Origin of the sequence: Ellagibacter isourolithinifaciens (assembly GCF_008831035.1) — a bacterium.
Classification (GTDB): domain Bacteria; phylum Actinomycetota; class Coriobacteriia; order Coriobacteriales; family Eggerthellaceae; genus Ellagibacter; species Ellagibacter isourolithinifaciens.
This window is the reverse complement of record NZ_WAJR01000006.1, coordinates 66,802-85,115: the sequence shown is the minus strand read 5'-3', so window position 1 is coordinate 85,115 and position 18,314 is coordinate 66,802. Positions and strand designations below refer to the sequence as shown.

The window sequence follows — 18,314 nt, the reverse complement described above, 5'->3', positions numbered from 1 at the left end:
GACCTTCCCCGAACGTGGAATCTTCGCGCGAGGCGTGCGCGGTATACTGGTTCACGTTATGCTTATGCGGTTGCGACAACGAGCCGCAACGCGCCACCTCCGAAGAAGCAACGAGGCCAACATGGATATTACCGAGCTGTACCATTTTCTTTTCGAGACACCTGAAGGTGTCGGATGCCTGGTCGGCATCTGCCTGGTGCTGAGCCTGATCGTCTGCGTGATCATGGAGCGCCGCACGCGCAAACGCTTCGCGGATCGCCCGAAGGGCGAGGACGATTGGTCGATCTTCGACGATGACGACGAGGACGAGGAAAAGGAAGACTAGCATCATGACAAGCGCGAACGACCTGCATCTCTACGAGCGCCGCGACGACTACATTCCGCGCGTCGCTGCCGTCCACGACCTGTGCGGGTACGGGAAATGCTCGCTCGGCGTGGCGATTCCCGTGCTTTCCGCCGCAGGTTGCGACGTGTGCCCCGTACCGACGGGGCTGTTCTCCAGCCATACCGCCTTCCCTGGCTGGTACATGCACGACACGACGAGCATCATGGAAGATTACACGAACGCGTGGAAGGGCATCGGGGTCGAGATCGACGCCGTGTACTCCGGCTTTCTGGGCGCGCCCGAGCAAGTCGATCGCATTCGCGATTTGTACGAGACCTACCCCAACGCACTGCGCGTGGTCGACCCCGTCATGGCCGACCACGGCAAGGTCTACCCCACCTACACGCCCGAGCTCTGCGACGCGATGGCCGAACTTGCCGCCGGCGCCGACATCCTCACGCCGAATCTCACCGAGGCCGCCATCATCTTGGGCGAGCCCATCGGCGACGACTGGTGCGGCACCGACATCTCCGACGCGGAGGCGGCGCGCATGATTGATGCGCTCGTCGCGAAGGGCGCCAAGCATGTGGTGCTCAAGGGCATCCAACGCGAGGGCGAGAGCGTCATCCGCAACTTCGTGGGCGGCGTGGACTGCGACATGTTCAAGGCCGCGAACGAGTATCTGCCCTACATGCTGCACGGCACGGGAGACCTGTACTGCTCCTGCCTGATGGCGGCCGTCATGGCTGGTCGCAGCCTACGCGACGCCGTCGTGTTCGCGGGCGACTTCACGCACGACGCGATGATCGTGTCAGCCAAGCAGCCCGATTTCAAGAACCGCGGCGTGAGTTTCGAGCCGCTTCTGGGGAAGGTTGCCCAGCTTTTAGGGTAGAAGCGCGCGACCTACTGCCTGATTTTGTCGGGAATGCCCAGGGCGGCAAGTACGACGCCCACAAGTCCGGGCACGATCGATCCGATGAGCGCCATCGTGCTCGGCGGCGTCCACGACGCGGGGTTCGCCGCCCACGCGGCAGCGCAGACGCCCAATACGAGGACGACAGTCCCCACGAGCGCAGCCGCGACATCAACCTTGCGCGACATCCCCCAGCGGGAAAGCGCACTCATCGCCGCCGCAGCGATGACCCAGCTCGCGAACACGCACCACGTGCCCGGCTTCAGCAGCATGCCGCCAAGGCGCGCCTGCGTCTGCGCACCGATCCCCGTACTCGAAAGCACCGCCGACGCTACCGCATCGGGGTCGGCGACGGCGTTGCTTCCCGCCGAAACCGCGCCCGACATCGTTGCGTAATCCCAGTACATCGGCGCGTTCCAGTCAATCATGCCCGATGTGCCCAAGCTGCCGAGCGCAAGCGCGCAAAGCCCGGCGAACGCCGCCGTCGCCGCCGCGCGGGCAACCGAGACGATGAGGCTGCCCGCAACAACCGGCGAGAGCGGCGCGAAACCGACCGCCCCCGAAAGCGGGCCCAAAAGAGCTGCGACCGCAGGCGCATCAGAACCGCGCGCGGCGAACCACCACCAGGCGACGGTGCCGAGGAAGAGAAGGATCCCCGGCGCGTAGGCGCCGTTCGCCGTGAGGGACACTCCCAAGATGGCGAACGACGCGAGCGCTCCCACATGGGGTTTTATCGCCGCGAGCACGCACACCGCCGCAAGCAGGCCCCAAAACACCGGGTTCGAAAACACGCCAGGGCCGAACGCGGGGAAGTTCACGAGCGCGACAGCGCCCACCAAGGCTGCCGCGGCGACGGACACCACGCGCGCAACCACTGCCATCACGCGGGGCGTCAAGTGGTCGACCAAGGGGACGCGCGGCGCGGCGGGCGCAGGTTCCCCTTCGCCGTCCTCGTCTTCCCCTTCCCCATCGACTCCGTTGACCAGGCGCGATAGTTCCGCTTTGCCCGCCTTCACATCGCCCAAGTAGGGCATGAGCTCCTCGTCGAATTCCCGTACCGTGGCGTAACGTTCCGCCGGGTCAGGGTCGAGCGCATAGAACATCACATCGTCGATGCCCTCTTCCACGTCGTCCCAGCATAGCGAGGGAAGCACGAGCTCGGCGTTTTCAATCGCCGCCGCGGCGCGAGGCAGGTCGCGCGCGAAGAAGGGATTGTCACCCACGAGCATCTCGTAGGTCAGGCTCGCGAGCGCCCATTCGTCGCAGCGAACGTCGAGCGCCTCGGAGCGCATCTGCTCGGGCGGCATGTAGCCGATCGTGCCGCCGCCTGCACGCCCCGTGCCGTTGGCGTCGGCGAGGGTCGCCAAGCCGAAGTCGGTCACCTTCACCTCGCCCTGGCGGTTGATCAGCACGTTTGCGGGCTTGATGTCGAGATGCAGCACGTTGTGGGAATGCGCGACCTCGAGCGCATGCGCGATGCTCGAGAAGACGTGCGCAACCACATCGAGTGTGAGGTCGCCGTCGTGCTCGCGCAAGAACCGTTCGAGTGTCGTCCCCTCCACGTACTCCATGATGAGGTACGCCGTGGAATCCTTGACCTCGAAGTTGTACACCGTGACGATGTTCGCATCGCTGAACTGGGCAATCGCCCGAGCTTCCGCGAGGCCGGGGATGTCGGAAGCAAGGGGATCGTCGAGAGAGCAGAAATCTTCGGGGCCTTCATTATTTTCGAAGTCGCCAGAGCCGACGGGGCCACAGTCCGGCCCGAAGCCCGAAGCAAAATCCCCCGGCAAAGCCGCGAGCGCGGAGGGCGCTGCCGCCCCCGCATCTTCGGGAACGTCTTCCCAGGGGGGAATGTCCTCAAGGCGAGCGACCTGCGTCGGCGCCGATGGCGCGGCCTCGCCTTCGACACGCGTATGACGGGCCGCCTTCGGCTGATCGGCGGGCGCGACCTGGTTCGAGGAGTCAGGCGACACCTTCGGCAGCTCGATGCACTTGATGGCGACCTTGCGGCGCATCTGCGTATCCCATGCGACCTGCACCGTCGCAAAACCACCCGCGCCGGCTTCCGACATCGGGCGATAACGATCGAGTATGAGCTGTTTGCCTGCCATGCGACTCCGAGTCCGTTTAAGCTGAGTTTGCTATCGAGAAGTATAGCCAAGCCGAGCCCGCGCGTCCCCTTCGAAAGCGAGATGCGACAGCGCACCGCCCTGAACACCAAGACGACACGAATGCGCGAACGCACCTCGCTGCGTTGGAAACCGCCTCGCCCCGCTACGGCACCGCGCACTCCGAAGCCCCTACATCAGGAGCAGACAGGCAACCACAAAGGCAATCGAAGCCAGCGCGAATCCTCCGACGATGACCCACGTCGCAGGACGCGCCCAGTTCATCGTCCAACCTACGCCGAAACGTTTGGGCAGAATCAGGCTCGCATCGTCTTTGTTCCAGTAGAAGACACCCGCCTTCCAGTGCTCGTCGTTGTCGGCGATTATGTCGCCGTTCTCTTCCAAGCGCTTGACCAGGCGCGACCCCGATTGTCCGTAGACAACGGAGACGGCGATCGTCGCGCCAACGAAAATCACAGTCACCGCAAAAATAAGCGCCATGGTCACGAGCAGCGACAAGACCTCCGTCATCATCAAAATCATCACGATTCCCAACACCACCGTAAGCACCGATCCGCCAACGAGAAGCAGGATGCATTCGGCGCGGGCAAAAGCCCCGTAGGCATACGCCGAGATGGCGGGTCGTGCAGGGTCGATGTCTTTCTTCGACCGAATCGTCATCCAGTGGCTGAAAATGAAGCACGCCGCCATGAACACTTCGAACAACAAGGGGAACGCGATGAGCGCAGGGCCTTTCGGCGTCCACTGGTTCACATTTCCCGCGAAGTCAAAATGCGTAGGGACCATATCGGGAGCGGACGGGTAAAGCGCAAGGCCAATGGCAAGCGTGATGAGCACAATGGGCACGTATACCACGTTCCATGCGAGCGATGGCGGCACGGGCGCCCCCTCAAAGCCGATGAGCGCAACGGCCTCATCGCGCTCGGCTTTCCAGCCCTCCTCCCTCTTGATGACCTCGACTCTTTTGCGATAGTGAAGCATCAGGGCAAACGATACAACCGGGGGCACCGTTGCCGCCACGACGATTGCCGCAGAGAGGATTGCGTTCGATGAAGCGGCGCTGGCTGCCGAACCCATCTTCCCGAGGGGGACGCTGGGAACGATGGCAAGCGCGAACGCGCAGATAAGGGTCACCGCGAGGACCGCCACCGCATAGCGCTTCCGAAAGGCGAGAAAGCGCACGTCGGCTTGCGCCGATTCGGGGATAGTCACCGCGAAGCACTCGTTTTTCTTCATGAACCATGGCGTTGCGGCGAGAAGCGCTCCAGAGAGAAAGACAATCGCGATGAGAAACGCCACAAGGATGAGGGAATCAGTCATTGCCGACCTCCTTTGGGGGCAAGTTGCCTTTGCTATTTGAGGGATCTTCGATCTCGAAGGCATGCGCGACCTGGGATTTCGCGATGGCCATAAAGCTTTCGGGCGTGCCACCTCGCGCGCGGTGTTCGAGCGCCAGACGGTAGATCCCACTCGCCATTCGCTCGTCGTCTATCGTCTGATGGCTTGGCGCGCCGATGCTTTGCGCGTTTGCGATGAAAGCGCCCTTGCGTCCCCGCATGGCAACGTACCCCTCGTCCCGCAAAACGGCATACGCCTTGTTGACCGTGTGGAGGTTGATGCCCAAATCGGCCGCAAGTTGACGAACGCTCGGCAGACTGTCACCCGGCGAGAGTTCGCCACGAGCGACTCCCTCGATAATTTGATTGCGAATCTGCAGGTAGATGGGGGCTTCGTTCGACTGATCGATCCGAATGACCACAGGTACCTCCTCGTATATTTGATGGGTTTGACTTTGCTGGCCGAGTCGTTTCTTCCATTGTCTTTTTTGTTCTATTGGTAATATAACAGATAGAACAACACTGCACAACCAGGAAGATGCGAAGGGGCAGCGTCTCAAACAATCGCGCCCCACTTTCGCCGCACAAGAAGGCCTAGTGGATTTCCGGGGAAGAAGGCAGCAGTGCGGCAATGCGGTTTCCGAGCGCAATTTCCGCCGGGGATGCCGCCTCGGCGCGGCGCGCTCCGCAGCCCTACACGAGAAGCATGCCAACTTGGGATATGCCAGCTTAACTTCTTGCTTGAAATCGCCCCGTCGTGGACAAAGACCGTCGATATGTGAGGAGTTAGTTTTGGGCAACTCGACCTTGAAAAAACCGACCTGGGCAAACGCAGAACTTTACGGAGGCAACCACTCGCATCGCGCTTTTCAGACTCACATATCGACGGTCTTTGTCCACGATATTGGATTTCCGCGAAAAAGGGGTCGCGTCGGTGGCCTCCCGAATGACGATGCATCAACCCATTTTGAAGGGAGGACGAGGGGTGGGCGACTGGCGGGCTTGCGGTTGGCTGGCAGGCTGGCTGGCGACAAGCTGGCGGCTAGCGGCGAGCGAGCTAACAGCGGGAGGCGACAACCGGGCAGGCGGAAGACAGTCGAACGCGGAAGGCCCCGCCCCACGCCCGACACAGAGCGAACGACAGAGCGCCCGATCCTGCCCTATGCCATGGTGTAGGGCGCGACGGCACGCACGACGGCATCCTTCACGAGAGAGTGCTTGTCGCCATCTTCAACCCACACGATGAGGCTCGCGCGGTAACCGCACTCCATAGCCTCCGTGAAAAGCACCTGCGGCTCTTGCGACATGCCTCCACCCACTTTTTGCGCTGCTTGACCTGCAGCTTTGACGATCTTCGCAGCAACGGCACCAAGGTCTGCGCCACCCGTGGTGACAATCAGGGGCACCACCACCTTTGTAAGCGGCGGCAGATGCGTGAGCGACGACTTGTTGATCACCGAGTTCGGCACCACGACGCGCTCGCCCGAAAGCGTCTCGAGCGAGGTGTGGCGCCACGTCACATCGTGCACGACGCCGCGCCGCCCGCCGACCTCGATATAGTCACCCGGCTCCACGAGCCCGGTGATGCTCACCTGCACGCCGCCGATCAGGTTCGAGAGCGTGTCCTGGAAGCCGAGCGAGATGGCGATGCCGCCGATACCGAGCGCGGTGATCGCCGCTGAGACGTCGATTCCGAAGCAGCTCGACAGCACCACGCTCACGCCGACGGCCCACACAGCGATGCGGGCGATATTGACGAAGATGCTCGACGAGGGCAGCGGCGAGTTGTCATGTGAGAGCACGCGGCGCAGCACCTTCGTCACGGCGCGAGCCACAAGCGCCGTGAAAGCGAGCGCAATCGCCACCGTCAGCGCAGTGGAAAGCCACTCGACATGGACGACGCTCTGGATGATGCCATAGAGGTCGGATGTCTGCTCTTCGGGATCCATCTTCTTCCCCTACCGACGCAGGGTTTCCGCGTCGCTCGCAGCGACCTGGGACTTCGTCTGGGCGGCGCATCCTTCCAAGAACAGCGTCACCGTGGTGCCTACCCCCAGCTCACTTTGCACGTCCATGTAGGAGTTCGGCCCGAAGAACCCGACGATGCGGTCGTGCACGTTCTTCACCGCGATGCCGATTCCCTTAGTTTCCTTAGGGTGCATGATACCCTGACGCGCTTCCTCGGTCATGCCCGTGCCGTTGTCGTTCACGCGCAGGTACACGTCGTCGCCATCGACCTCGCCGGTCACCGTGATGGTGAGCTTGCCTTCGGACGGCATCGCGTGCTGCACGGCGTTTTCCACCAACGGCTGAACGAGGAACGACGGAACCAGCATGTTCTCGCATTCGGGCACCAAATCGACGTCGAGCTCCACGCGCTCGGCACCGAAGCGCGCCACCTCAAAGGAGAAGTAACGCTGCGTCTGCTCCACCTCGCGCGAGAGGTAGATGAGGCTGTCGGAATTCTCCAGCGTGCGGCGGTAGAACACCGCGAACTCGCGCAAAAGCACGCGAGCCTCGTTGGGACTCGTGCGGATGAGCGAGGCAATCGTATTGATGGTGTTGAACAGGAAGTGCGGGTTGATCTGGTTCTGAAGTGCCTTGAGCTCCATGCTTGTGGCGAGGCGCGCCTGCTCTTCGAGCTGCGCCGCGGCCATTTGGGTGGACAGCAGCGTGCCGAAGCCCTCGGCAATCGACTTCTGCGTCTCGCTGATGCGCTTGGCGGAGCGATAGTAGAACTTCAGCGTGCCCACCACGTCGCCGCGTACCAAAAGCGGGACAACGATGGCCGCCTTGATCGTCGTGGCGTTTTCCGGGAAGCCGATGTCGATGCTGGTGAACAGCACGCGCATGTTGCCGTCATCGAGCGTCGCCTGCGTGGCGTGCGTGCGGATGTTACCACCAGCGGGGTTCTCGGCCTCCAGGTACCCGGCATAACCGAGGATCTGTTTCTTGTCGGTGATGGCCACCGCGATGGCAGCCGTCGAGGGCAAAAGCAGCTGGCAGATTTCCTGCGCAGATTCACGGTTCAGACCGTCTTGCATGCTTTCGAGCGTTTTGCTCGCCAGGCGCAACATGGCGTCAGATTGGCGTGCGCGCACCGAATCCGGGTCCATCGACAGGCGGATCACCAGCACAATCGAGAGCGTGAACATGGCGCCTGCGGTAATCATGATGGGGATGCTGTGGGAGGGGGCGAGCGCCGTCCAAAGAAGCGTTACGCCCGAGAGGACCGCTATGGTCGCAAGCAGCATCTCGACCGTGAACACACGTGCGACGCCTTTCTTCGGGGGGATGGTCCCCGGTGCCGCCGCATCGATCGAATTTTCCGCTCCGCTATCCTGCATGGCCGTTTCGCCCATCGTCTCGCTCCCCTATCGTCAGTTTGCGATAAGTATAGACGATTACCCGAAGATGCCGACCTCGTTCAACACAAGCATGACCGCCGCCACAATAAGAAAACACCCGAACAGCAGCCGAAGCGTACGCTCGGGCACCTTCGTCACGAGCCTCGCGCCGATGACGGCGCCGGGAATGGTACCGATGACGATGGCGATGCCTGCGAGATAGTTGATGTTTCTGATGATCCCCTGCTCGATCACGCCGGGGATGGCCAAAATCATGACCGCAATGAGCGAAGTGCCCGACGCCTTGCGCATGGGGATGCCGATAATCGAGAGCATGAGCGGCACCATGATGAACCCGCCGCCGACGCCGACATAGCCAGAGGCCAAGCCTGCGACCAGGCCGATTGCGGCGCCCTGCAAGAGCTGCTTTCGGGAAAGGGAAGAATCATCGGCGGTGGGAGCCGAAACCGCCGGCTCGCCCAAGGAAGTCAGCGAGGGTGTCGCGCTCGAAGAGTCACTGGTCGCCGAAGAGTCAGCGAGGGTTTCCCCAGTGCCCGAGATTCGGGCGGTCGCGGAGGCGACGCGTACTTCGGTACGCGAGCCTTCGGGAGCGCCCGAAGATTGGGTGCTGGGGGAAGCCGCAGCGTCGGCCCCTTCCGCGGGCTGGCCAGCCGGCCGCAACTTAAAGGCCTTCTTGAACATGTTGATGGCCGAATAGCCGATGATGAGCGCCGCGGCGAGCATCACGAGCCAGTCGGGGGAAAGCTGCGCGAGCCACACCCCCACAGGCGACAGACACGCACCTCCGAGGCCCGCGGCGATGCCGAGCGCGGGAATGCAGGTCTTGCCCTTCACGTGCGAAATCGCGCCCGAAATGGACGTCGGGATGATGGCGAACAGCGAGGTCGCCGTGCTCATGGTGGCGCTCATTCCGAACGCGAGGCGAAAAATCGGCACCATGACCGTGCCACCGCCGATACCGAGCAGCCCCGAGGCGATACCGATCAGCACGCCGACCAGAGCGGGAGCAACAAAATGAACGAGCACTTCCACCATCGTGTCTTTCTACTGCAGATTCACCCCAACAGGGCGCACGCCAAGGCCACCCCCAACGGGAGGCTTTCCTCGCATGCAGTGTATCGCCGAAATGCGCACCGATCCGCAGCGAGAAGCCGACCGCGCACATTCGCCATTAATCGGCGAGGTTCAGGCGAATCTCACTCGTCATGCCCGGGTCGATATTGGAATATTGGGCTGCAAGCTGCTCGGGAACGCCCGCTTGGGGAGCTGTAGGAGCCCCCGCTTCCACCACATCCCCCGCCTTCTCGACGCGGGGATCGCGCTCGGCAACTCGGCCGTTCGCATTCGCGCCCGCCACAGCCTCCGCGCGCGACACAGCGCTGCGGACAAGGGCGGTGCTTAAGATCTGATCGCCCTCGATGCGCGACATGAGCTCCGACCACACGAACTGGAACTCGAAGTACTTCGTGCAGTTCCGCTGGGCATATTGCGCCGCCTCGGTGCGCGCCGCCTTCGCCGCCTTGCGATACGCCTTTTTGTCGGGGCGAGCAAGGCTGCGCAGAAACGCCGTGATGCGGATTCGCCGCACGATGCTCGGCTCCAGAAACGGCCCCGGGTACGGCTCGAGGGACGAGGGCTTCACCTGCATGAGGTCAATCTGGGTGCGGCTGTACTCCATCTTGCGGTATTCGTAGAGCCAGCGATAGATGTCCTGGCGGAAACGCGTGCCCTCGCTCGCCGATTCGGGCGGAAGGTGATGCAGACTCCATTTGTTGTCGAACCAGATGTCGGAACCGTACATGCGCAGATCAAGCATGTAATCCAAGTCCTCACCGCGCGGAATCCACGGGTCGAACGACAGGCGCTTGAACGCCTCCTTGTGAAGCGCGAGGCACCCGCCGCACACGTGGTTCGAGCGCGAAAGGCGCGGCGCATTCATGGCCCGCTCGATCCATTTGTTGAACGCGCTTCCCTGCTGCCAGAAGCGGTTGTACCACTTGTTCTGGCTCTTTGACAGATAGGAGCCTTCCGAATTGTAGTAGAAACCCGTCTTCGCGAGAATGGGAATGCCCTTGCGCGTGAGCTTCCCCAAGCCGTACATCGCACGGCGCAGGAAGTCGGCATCAGTCACCACCTCGTCGTCGTCGAGGAACACCACCGCGTCGAACCCGAGCGCGCACGCCACGACAAGACCGAGGTTGCGAACGGCGCCGTAACCCGACAAGCCCACTTCACGCGTAAGTTTCCCCAGGCCGAGCTGCTCCATGCGCTGCTGCACCAGACCCGCCTCCGCGGCGCCAATGACCGCGATATGCAGTTCGGGAAAGCGCGCGGCGATGGCCTGGGTCTTCTGCGCGGCCTTGTGCGCGATGGAGGGCTCCGCCGCGACGAGCACGATAATCTGCCCGATGCCCTCGACCTTGGTGAGCGATTCGAGGCAGCGCGGCAGCTCGCCTTCCTGCGACAGGGGCGTCGGGTGATCGTATGTGGTGATGATGGAGCCGCCCTCGCGTTGCGAGCGCGTTGAAACAAAGGTGGGAATGACAACAACCGGGTTCATATGCTTCCTTTAAAGTTCGATGAGTCGGCCCCGTTTGGCCTGTTCACAGAAGCGCCTAGCGAACACCGCGGCGGATTTCACCATCCCGCGAGGGAAAGGCCCGCCACACGCCGCCCGCAAGCGAACCCCATGAACCGATTCATTATATCGCTACACGCTTCCCATGGCGAAAGCGCGCAAGCCCTTCCACCGAAAGCGGAAAACGGGAAACCTGGCACGGGAGGGGAATTGCCCGCTCGCGTCAGGCTTCTCGCGGCGAGCGCCGGAAACCCGCTATTGCGAGACGAGGCGATACCCCACCCCGCGCACCGTCTCGATGAGGGAAGCATGCTCACCGAGTTTCTGGCGCAGCGTGAGGACGTGCATGTCGACCGTTCGGCTGCCGCCCGCAAAGTCCCACCCCCACACGTGCTGCAGCAGCGCATCGCGGGAAAGGGCGACGCCTGGGTTTTCCATGAAATGAAGGAGCAGGTCGAACTCGCGCGCCGTGAGCGAAAGCGGCTCGCCGCCGCAGAACGCCTCGTGGCGCATCTCAGAGATGGAAAGCGGCCCGATCGTTATCTCGTCGCTCGACCCCTGGGGCGCTTCGTTACCCCAGTCGGGGGCGCGGCGAAGCAGGGCGCGCACGCGGGAAACCATCTCCATCATGCCGTAGGGCTTGGTGAGGTACTCATCAGCACCGCCGTCGAGGGCGGTCACGATGTCGAGCTCGGTGCTTTTCGCGGTCACCATGATCACGGGCACGCGCGAAAGACCTGGGGTGTTTCGGATGCGATGGAGGATTTCCAGGCCATCGGCGCCTGGCAGCATGATGTCGAGCATGACCACATCGGGAAGCCGTCGCGCGCAAGCCGCACGGAACTCCACGTCGTTCGCCATGCCCTCGGCCTCGATCCCCGCCTGCGTAAGAGCGTAAAGCGCCAGCTCGCGAATGCTCGCGTCGTCTTCCACGCAGTACACCATTGCTTGCCGCCTTCTCTCGCCGAAAACCCTTATTGGATTGATTATCGCACAGAGGGAAGGGTCCAGGCGAGAGGCGGTTCGCCCGCGCGTCGGGAGGGACGGGAGGCGGACGGCGAGCCCCGGTCGAGCCCACGCGGCTGCGTGGCGCCCGTGCGGAGCTCGGGGCGATGCGGGGCGGGAGGCTATTCGGCCGGAATCTCCCCAACCTTCAAGTCATGCGTGCCGGTCAGGCGGAAAATCGCCCACTTCGCGATGCGCTCGGCATCGTCGCCCATGCGCTCGAAGTACTTCGCGGCCATCAGCAGCTCGGGTAGATGTGTCGCGTCGGCATCCCCCTTGCGGATGAGATCGACCACCACCTGTTCAGCGCGCTCGTAAAGCGCATCGACCTCATCGTCGGAAGCGAACACCTCTTCGGCGCGGTCGCGGTCGGCGTCAGCGAAGCTCTCGAGCGCCGTCTTCACCATGTAGGCGACCTTGCCGGACGCCGTGGCGATCTCGGTCTCAATCGCGGAGGCGACCTCATGGGGAATCTGAGTTGCCAGATAGGCTACGTCGCGCGACTTCGAGTCGATGTGAGCCAAGTCGCTCACCAGGCGAAACGACCCAGAAACATAGCGCAGGTCGTCGGCGACGAGGGGCTGCTGCATAAGCATGATGTCAAGGCACGTGTCCTCGATTGTCGCACGAAGGCGGCGCATGCGCATCTCGCCCGAAATGACCTCCTCGGCGGCTTCAGCGTCGCCCTTCGCAAGCGCAAGACCAGCCGCCGTCACGTCGGCAATCGTCTTCTGGCCCAGATCCTCCATAGCGACAGACAAATCGTCAAGTTGCTTCAAATATTTCGAACGGGGAACCAACATTAGCTGAACCTTCCTGTCAGGTAGTCTTTCGTGCGCTCCTCGCGCGGTTGCGAGAATAGCTGCTTGGTTGGGCCTTCCTCAATGAGCTCGCCCAGATAGAAGAACGCGGTCTTGTCCGCAACGCGCGTCGCCTGCTGCATGTTGTGCGTCACAACGACGACGGTGCGATCGCGCGCCAACTCGACCATGAGCTCCTCGATGAGCGACGTCGAGATGGGGTCGAGGGCGCTCGTCGGCTCGTCCATGAGCAGGACCTGCGGCTCCACGGCAAGGGCGCGCGCGATACACAGGCGCTGCTGCTGACCGCCGGAGATGCCCAGCCCATTCTGGTCGAGCTTGTCCTTCGCCTCGTCCCAAAGGCCCGCATCGCGCAGGCATCGCTCCACGATCTCGTCGCCTTCCGCCTTCGAAATCTTGCGCATGCGGCGCGGCCCGTACAAGATGTTGTCGCGAATGCTCATCGGGAAGGGATTCGGGTGCTGGAACACCATGCCCACCATGACGCGAAGCTCGTTGGGCTCGGTCGCGAAGATATCGCAGCCCGCAACCTCGATGGTTCCCTCGGTGCGAACCGTCGGCACGAAGTCGCACATGCGGTTGAACGTACGCAGAAGCGTCGACTTCCCGCAACCCGAGGGGCCGATGAACGCGGTCGCCTTGTTCTTCGGAATCTCGAGCGAGATGTTCTTCAGCGCCTGGAAATCGCCGTACCACAGGTTGAAGTTGCGAATCGAGATGACCGACTCGCCCTCGGCGACCGAGAGCATGCTTGCCTGGGAATCCGACAACGACCTGCTCTTTTCCGTATTCTTTCGTTCCACCATGCTCATTAGCCAAACCTTCCGGTGAGATAGTCCTGCAAACGCTGGTCTTTCGGCGCCGAGAAGATCTGCTTGGTCGGGCCCGTCTCGACCATGTCGCCCACGTAGAAGAACGCGGTGCGGTCGGAGACGCGCGTTGCCTGCTCCATGTTATGCGTGACGATGATGGCGCAAATGCCGGTCTGCGCGATTTCGCGGATTGTCTCCTCGACCGAGAACGTCGAAATCGGGTCGAGCGCCGAGCACGGCTCGTCGAAAAGCACCACGTCAGGATGCATGGCGAGCGTGCGCGCGATGCACAGGCGCTGCTGCTGGCCGCCGGAGAGGGCGTGGGCGCTCTGATCGAGCTTGTCTTTCACCTCGTCCCACAGCGCACCCGCGCGCAGGGCCTCTTCCACAAGCGCATCGCACTCGTCTTTGCCCTTCACAAGGCCGTGGCGCTTCGGCGCGAACAGGATGTTGTCGCGAATCGACTTGCGAAACGGCGTCGGCTGCTGGAACACCATACCGATGGATTTGCGCAACTCGAAGAGGTTTTCCGAGCGCGTGTTGATATCGCGGCCGTGATAGTCGATGCTGCCGCCGACCTTGCACTTGGGAATCTCGCGGTTCATGAGGTTTAAGCAGCGCAGGAAGGTGGACTTCCCGCAGCCCGAGGGGCCGATAAGCGCCGTGACCTGCCCTTTCTCGAAGGTGAGAGAAGTCTTGTGCAGAGCCTCGAAAGTGTCGTAGGTCACCGTGACGTCACACGTGCGCAAAAGCGGTTCGGCACCTTCCCGTGCAGAAGCCTCCGCCCGCGATGCGACGGCAGGCGCACGATTCCCTTTTTCAGCGAGGGGTTTCTCTTGCGTCATCATTCGCTTGTCAGCCTCCTTTCCAGAAGCTTGCCCACGAAGCGGGCGATCAGGTTGAAGGCCAGGATGCACACCATGAGCACGGCCGCGGTGCCGTTCGAGATGGCCTCAAGATCGGGCACGACGCCTTCGGAGTTGATCTTCCAGATATGGACCGCGAGCGTCTCGGCGGGGCGGAAGATGTTCCACGGGCACGACGGACTCGAGAGGTCAAAGCACGTAAAGTCGAGCACCGGCGCGCTCTGACCTGCAGTGAAGATAAGTGCCGCAGCCTCTCCGAACACGCGGCCGGCGGAAAGCACGATGCCAGTGACGATGGCGGGCATCGCGGCGGGCAGCAGCACGTGGATCGTGGTCTCCCAGCGCGTGAGCCCCATGGCGAGGCCCGCGTCGCGCTGCGAGCGCGGCACGTCTTCGAGCGCCTGCTGGCAGGTGCGGACAAGGATCGGGATGTTGAACATCGTGAGCGCGACCGCGCCTGCGATGACCGAGAATCCCCAGCCCATAGTCAGCACGAAGAACAAAAAACCGAACAGGCCGACGACGATCGAGGGCAGCGACGAGAGCGTCTCGATGATCGTCTTCGCCACGTTGGTCACCCAGTTCTCGGGCGCATACTGCGACAGGTAGATCGCCGCGCCAAGCGAGAGGGGCACGCTGATGACGAGCGTCAAGAACAGCAGATAGAATGAGTTGAACAGCTCCGGTCCGATGCCGCCGCCCACCTTGAACTGCTGCGGCTTGGAGGTGAGGAAGCTCACATCGAAGAGCTTGCCCGCGCCTGCGACCAGAATGTAGATCACGATAGCGGCCAAGATGAGCAGCACGAGGCCCACGATGGCCGTGAGGATTCCCGTGGCAATCTTGTCCTGCGAGTTGATGCGACGAACGTGCGCCGCCATGTCGAACTTAGCCACGCTTGGTCCCTCCCTTGTGCCCAATCAGGTGGATGATCAGGATGAACACGAGCGACATGAGCAGCAGTAGCAGCGCAAGCGACCAGAGCACGTCGTTGTACACGGTGCCCATCGCCTCGTTGCCCATGCCCATGGTGAGCACGGATGTGAGCGTCGACGCGGGTGTGAACAGGCTCGTCGGCATCTGGATTGCATTGCCGACGACCATCTGCACGGCGAGCGCCTCGCCGAACGCGCGGGTCATCCCCAAGATGACCGCCGTCATAAGCGACGGGGCCGCCGAGCGCAGAACCACGTTCCACACCGTTTGCCAGCGAGTGCAGCCAAGTGCATAGGAACCTTCACGATATTGATTAGGCACCGCAGCAAGCGCATCGATCGAGAGGCTCGTGATCGTGGGGAGAATCATCACGGCGAGCACGATAGCGCTCGAGAAGATGCCGAAACCGGTGATGGTCTGGCCAGCCGCTGCAGCCATATCGCGGGTCCACGCCACCACGACGGTGAGGCCGATCAGCCCGTAAACGACCGACGGGATTCCCACCAGAAGCTCAATGAGCGGCTGGAACACGCGACGCCCAAACCGGGGGGCGATTTCAACGACGAAGATCGCCGAGCCGATGGCGATCGGCAGAGCGAACAACGTCGAGAGCAATGTGACCGCAAACGAACCGGAAATCATCGGCAGCGCGCCTACCGTCGGCATGCCGTTCACGTCATCTTGATGGGGGTTCCATGTGGTGCCGGTGAGGAATGCGCCCAAGTCGATGCCGTCAACGGCGAATGTCGCGATGCCGCGTTGCGCGACCATTGCAACGAGCGTAACAACAAGAAGCGCCACGAGCGCGATGCACGCACCCGTGACGCCCTTGCCGATAAGCTCGACGCGATGCTTTGGCAACTGAGCCATAAAGCCGCGTCTCCTTTCGAGTTATTTCTTAGTGACCTTGCCGGAAGCGTCCTTCTCGACCTTCATGCCGGAGACGGGGATATAGCCCTGCGCCTCGACGAGCTCGCCTTGGACATCGTCGCTCATCATGTACTCGATGAACGCCTTGGTGGCCTCGTCGGGATCGGCGGCAGTGTACATGTGCTCGTAAGCCCAGATGGTCCAAGAGTTGTCCTCGACATTGGCCTCCTTCGGCTCGACGCCGCCGACTTTCAGGGCCTTCACGGTGTCGTCGTAGTAGGAAAACGCCAGGTAGGAGATGGCGCCCGGGGTGGAAGCAACCATCTTCGCAGCGGTGCCCGAAGAATCCTGCTCCTGGGGCTTGAAGGTGTCGGGGACCTTGGTGTCGCCGAGCACGGCGGCCTCGAAGGTCGCGCGGGTGCCGGAACCGGATGCACGGTTGATAACCGTGATGGCCGCATCAGCGCCGCCGACCTCCTTCCAGTTGGTGACTTCGCCGGTGAAGATGGACTTCAGCTGGTCGATCGTCAGGTCGTCGACGGTGACGTCCTTGTTGACGATCGGGCCCATGCCGACGATGCAGACCTTGTTGTCGGCGATCTTCTTGAGATCGGCGGTGTCCTTCACCTTCGCCTCGGCGAACACGTCGGAGTTGCCGATCTGCACCGCGCCCTGGGTAATCTGCGTGATGCCCTGGCCGGAGCCACCACCCTGAACGGTGATCTGAACGCCGGAGTTCTTCTCCATGAACTGCTCGGCAGCAGCTTCGCAGAGGGGCTGAAGCGCCGTGGAGCCGACGGCGGTGATGGTGCCGGAGAGAGCCTTCGTCTCGGCCTTGTCTTCCTTCGCGTCGGACTTCGTGTCGCCCGAGCCGTTCGAACCGCAGCCGGTGAGGCTGAAGGCGGCGACCGTTGCGGCGGTGGCCGCGGCGGCTCCAACGAAGTTACGGCGGCTCATGAGGTTGCCCTGCATAGTTTTATTCTCCCTTCGAGATTTCCTTTTTGGCGAGCGTTGGCGTTGAGTTGGGTTTCGCCGTTTCTCGCTGATGAGAATAGTAGGGAGCAAATCCGCCCGATGGGAGCACAGCGGCAAGCCATGACGCAAGCATGACGCAGCTTTACCTGAGCATTACCCAAACATGCAGGAATCGCTTACATTGGGGAGCACAAGGTGGCCCGGGACGGGACGTGAAGCGCGCGTCTGGCGAGGCCGCGGGTCCGCGGGCTCGCGCTACTGGCCGTACTTTCGCCAGCTTGAGCCGCCGCTGCCTCGGCCCGACTTGTTGCGGCGCATCTTCGACGAGGCTGCCGATGTCTTTCGCCCGCCCGCGCTGCCGCCCGTTCCCGCCGCGCCTCCCGAACGACGGGAACCGCGCAATCCCGCCTGGGCCTGCTCGCGCTGCATCCAGCGCGCCTGCTCGCGGCGCTCGCGGACGACCTCGGTCTCGCGCTTCAGGGAAACGTAGGACTCGAAGCGCTCCCGCGCGAGATCGCCACGCTCGACAGCGGCGCGAACGGCGCAACCAGGCTCGTTCTCGTGTTTGCAATCGCGGAAGCGGCACTGCTCGGCAAGCTCTTCCACGTCGGCGAAGGCAACGCCGATACCTGCGTCGGCATCCCAGAGGCCCAAACCGCGCACGCCTGGCATATCAACCACATAGCCGCCATGGGGAATGGCCACCATCTCGCGGCTCACCGTGGTGTGACGGCCCGCACCATCGGTCTCACGCACCGTCCCCGTCTCTTGCACATCACGCCCAACAAGCAGGTTGACCAGGCTCGACTTGCCCACGCCGCTTCGCCCGATAAGCACCGCCGTTGTCCCCTCGGGCACGAGCGCGCGCACGGCTTCGACGCTTTCGGGCATCGCTTCCGACACGACGAGCGTCTCCACATCCGCGCCGACAAGCGCCCGAACGCGCTCGCGGACACGCTCGACCTCGTCTTCGCTTTCGGCGAGATCGGCCTTCGTGAGCACGACGGACACGGCGGCACCCGTTTCATGGGCAAGCACCAGCTCGCGCTCCAGCCTGCGCATATTCACTTCCACTGAAGGCTGCGTCACGATAACGCGATCGAAGTTGGCGGCAAGCACCTGGGGAACGGCACGCTCGGTGGGGTCCTTCCGCACAAGTTCGCGCGAACGGGGAAGCACTTCGACGATGAGCGCCTTGTCGTTTCGCTCGGCGAACGAGACGCGCACCCTGTCGCCGATCACCGCGCGGACGCGCTCTCCCTTCACGAGCGACGTTGCGTGCTTGCAGCGAAGCTCAGCCCCGTCCTCAAGACGCACCAAGGGGAACCCGCGGTCGAGCTTGACGACGCACCCGATAGCAACCGTTTCTTCCAACA

At 62.7% G+C, this 18,314-nt stretch carries 17 protein-coding genes; 2 read left to right on the top strand and 15 right to left on the bottom strand.

The genetic code is table 11. The features are described from left to right. Positions 1 to 121 precede the first annotated feature (121 nt). Positions 122 to 325: a DUF6724 family protein gene (locus F8C90_RS04050; protein ID WP_158049167.1), complete on the top strand. Its 204-nt coding sequence runs from the start codon at positions 122 to 124 to the stop codon at positions 323 to 325. 4 nt (positions 326 to 329) lie between these two features. Beyond that, complete coding sequence (locus tag F8C90_RS04045) at positions 330 to 1,217, top strand: PfkB family carbohydrate kinase (protein WP_158049166.1); 888 nt, start codon at positions 330 to 332, stop codon at positions 1,215 to 1,217. 11 nt (positions 1,218 to 1,228) lie between these two features. On the opposite strand, the gene F8C90_RS04040 is transcribed toward F8C90_RS04045, so the two are convergent. The 15 genes from F8C90_RS04040 to rsgA form a co-directional block, all read right to left on the bottom strand. Next, positions 1,229 to 3,352 carry a serine/threonine-protein kinase gene (locus tag F8C90_RS04040; RefSeq protein ID WP_158049165.1) on the bottom strand — a complete coding sequence of 708 codons (2,124 nt, stop codon included), beginning with the start codon at positions 3,350 to 3,352 and terminating at the stop codon, positions 1,229 to 1,231. Positions 3,353 to 3,541: 189 nt separating this feature from the next. Further along, positions 3,542 to 4,690 carry a DUF1648 domain-containing protein gene (locus F8C90_RS04035; RefSeq protein ID WP_170264535.1) on the bottom strand — a complete coding sequence of 383 codons (1,149 nt, stop codon included), beginning with the start codon at positions 4,688 to 4,690 and terminating at the stop codon, positions 3,542 to 3,544. Beyond that, on the bottom strand, positions 4,683 to 5,129 hold the full coding sequence (locus F8C90_RS04030) for a GntR family transcriptional regulator (protein WP_158049163.1): 447 nt from the start codon (positions 5,127 to 5,129) through the stop codon (positions 4,683 to 4,685). The genes F8C90_RS04035 and F8C90_RS04030 overlap by 8 nt, the downstream gene beginning before the upstream one ends. Before the next feature lie 738 nt (positions 5,130 to 5,867). Next, the gene (locus F8C90_RS04025) at positions 5,868 to 6,656 is read right to left on the bottom strand and encodes a mechanosensitive ion channel family protein (protein ID WP_158049162.1); all 789 of its coding nucleotides are present in this window, start codon (positions 6,654 to 6,656) and stop codon (positions 5,868 to 5,870) included. Positions 6,657 to 6,665: 9 nt separating this feature from the next. Further along, positions 6,666 to 8,054, bottom strand: a complete 1,389-nt coding sequence (locus F8C90_RS04020) for a sensor histidine kinase (RefSeq protein ID WP_158049195.1) — start codon at positions 8,052 to 8,054, stop codon at positions 6,666 to 6,668. Between the two features lie 57 nt (positions 8,055 to 8,111). After that, positions 8,112 to 9,110: a sulfite exporter TauE/SafE family protein gene (locus F8C90_RS04015; RefSeq protein ID WP_211361012.1), complete on the bottom strand. Its 999-nt coding sequence runs from the start codon at positions 9,108 to 9,110 to the stop codon at positions 8,112 to 8,114. A 136-nt stretch (positions 9,111 to 9,246) separates the two neighbouring features. Next, positions 9,247 to 10,635, bottom strand: coding sequence for a glycosyltransferase family 2 protein (locus tag F8C90_RS04010; protein WP_158049161.1), 1,389 nt, complete (start codon positions 10,633 to 10,635; stop codon positions 9,247 to 9,249). A 273-nt stretch (positions 10,636 to 10,908) separates the two neighbouring features. Beyond that, complete coding sequence (locus tag F8C90_RS04005) at positions 10,909 to 11,598, bottom strand: response regulator transcription factor (RefSeq protein ID WP_158049160.1); 690 nt, start codon at positions 11,596 to 11,598, stop codon at positions 10,909 to 10,911. Positions 11,599 to 11,780: 182 nt separating this feature from the next. After that, complete coding sequence (gene phoU, locus F8C90_RS04000; RefSeq protein ID WP_158049159.1) at positions 11,781 to 12,461, bottom strand: phosphate signaling complex protein PhoU; 681 nt, start codon at positions 12,459 to 12,461, stop codon at positions 11,781 to 11,783. Beyond that, positions 12,461 to 13,291, bottom strand: a complete 831-nt coding sequence (pstB, locus tag F8C90_RS03995) for a phosphate ABC transporter ATP-binding protein PstB (protein WP_170264534.1) — start codon at positions 13,289 to 13,291, stop codon at positions 12,461 to 12,463. The genes phoU and pstB (F8C90_RS03995) overlap by 1 nt, the downstream gene beginning before the upstream one ends. Next, positions 13,291 to 14,139, bottom strand: a complete 849-nt coding sequence (pstB, locus tag F8C90_RS03990; protein ID WP_246155775.1) for a phosphate ABC transporter ATP-binding protein PstB — start codon at positions 14,137 to 14,139, stop codon at positions 13,291 to 13,293. The genes pstB (F8C90_RS03995) and pstB (F8C90_RS03990) overlap by 1 nt, the downstream gene beginning before the upstream one ends. After that, a complete protein-coding gene (pstA, locus tag F8C90_RS03985) occupies positions 14,136 to 15,053 on the bottom strand; it encodes a phosphate ABC transporter permease PstA (RefSeq protein ID WP_211361010.1) in 918 nt (305 codons plus the stop codon). The genes pstB (F8C90_RS03990) and pstA overlap by 4 nt, the downstream gene beginning before the upstream one ends. Continuing rightward, complete coding sequence (gene pstC, locus F8C90_RS03980; protein ID WP_158049158.1) at positions 15,046 to 15,963, bottom strand: phosphate ABC transporter permease subunit PstC; 918 nt, start codon at positions 15,961 to 15,963, stop codon at positions 15,046 to 15,048. Before pstC ends, pstA begins: the two co-directional genes overlap by 8 nt. 21 nt (positions 15,964 to 15,984) lie before the next feature. Next, positions 15,985 to 16,935 carry a phosphate ABC transporter substrate-binding protein gene (locus tag F8C90_RS03975; protein WP_211361009.1) on the bottom strand — a complete coding sequence of 317 codons (951 nt, stop codon included), beginning with the start codon at positions 16,933 to 16,935 and terminating at the stop codon, positions 15,985 to 15,987. Positions 16,936 to 17,193: 258 nt separating this feature from the next. Then, positions 17,194 to 18,312, bottom strand: coding sequence for a ribosome small subunit-dependent GTPase A (rsgA, locus tag F8C90_RS03970; RefSeq protein WP_158049157.1), 1,119 nt, complete (start codon positions 18,310 to 18,312; stop codon positions 17,194 to 17,196). Positions 18,313 to 18,314 lie beyond the last annotated feature (2 nt).

What these genes read in the sequence shown, in the direction of transcription:
- F8C90_RS04050 (WP_158049167.1), top strand. Translation starts at nt 122, where the DNA reads ATGGATATTACCGAGCTGTACCATTTTCTTTTCGAGACACCTGAAGGT.
- F8C90_RS04045 (WP_158049166.1), top strand. Translation starts at nt 330, where the DNA reads ATGACAAGCGCGAACGACCTGCATCTCTACGAGCGCCGCGACGACTAC.
- F8C90_RS04040 (WP_158049165.1), bottom strand. Translation starts at nt 3,352, where the DNA reads ATGGCAGGCAAACAGCTCATACTCGATCGTTATCGCCCGATGTCGGAA.
- F8C90_RS04035 (WP_170264535.1), bottom strand. Translation starts at nt 4,690, where the DNA reads ATGACTGATTCCCTCATCCTTGTGGCGTTTCTCATCGCGATTGTCTTT.
- F8C90_RS04025 (WP_158049162.1), bottom strand. Translation starts at nt 6,656, where the DNA reads ATGGATCCCGAAGAGCAGACATCCGACCTCTATGGCATCATCCAGAGC.
- F8C90_RS04020 (WP_158049195.1), bottom strand. Translation starts at nt 8,054, where the DNA reads ATGCAGGATAGCGGAGCGGAAAATTCGATCGATGCGGCGGCACCGGGG.
- F8C90_RS04015 (WP_211361012.1), bottom strand. Translation starts at nt 9,110, where the DNA reads ATGGTGGAAGTGCTCGTTCATTTTGTTGCTCCCGCTCTGGTCGGCGTG.
- F8C90_RS04010 (WP_158049161.1), bottom strand. Translation starts at nt 10,635, where the DNA reads ATGAACCCGGTTGTTGTCATTCCCACCTTTGTTTCAACGCGCTCGCAA.
- F8C90_RS04005 (WP_158049160.1), bottom strand. Translation starts at nt 11,598, where the DNA reads ATGGTGTACTGCGTGGAAGACGACGCGAGCATTCGCGAGCTGGCGCTT.
- phoU (WP_158049159.1), bottom strand. Translation starts at nt 12,461, where the DNA reads ATGTTGGTTCCCCGTTCGAAATATTTGAAGCAACTTGACGATTTGTCT.
- pstB (WP_170264534.1), bottom strand. Translation starts at nt 13,291, where the DNA reads ATGAGCATGGTGGAACGAAAGAATACGGAAAAGAGCAGGTCGTTGTCG.
- pstB (WP_246155775.1), bottom strand. Translation starts at nt 14,139, where the DNA reads ATGATGACGCAAGAGAAACCCCTCGCTGAAAAAGGGAATCGTGCGCCT.
- pstC (WP_158049158.1), bottom strand. Translation starts at nt 15,963, where the DNA reads ATGGCTCAGTTGCCAAAGCATCGCGTCGAGCTTATCGGCAAGGGCGTC.
- F8C90_RS03975 (WP_211361009.1), bottom strand. Translation starts at nt 16,935, where the DNA reads ATGCAGGGCAACCTCATGAGCCGCCGTAACTTCGTTGGAGCCGCCGCG.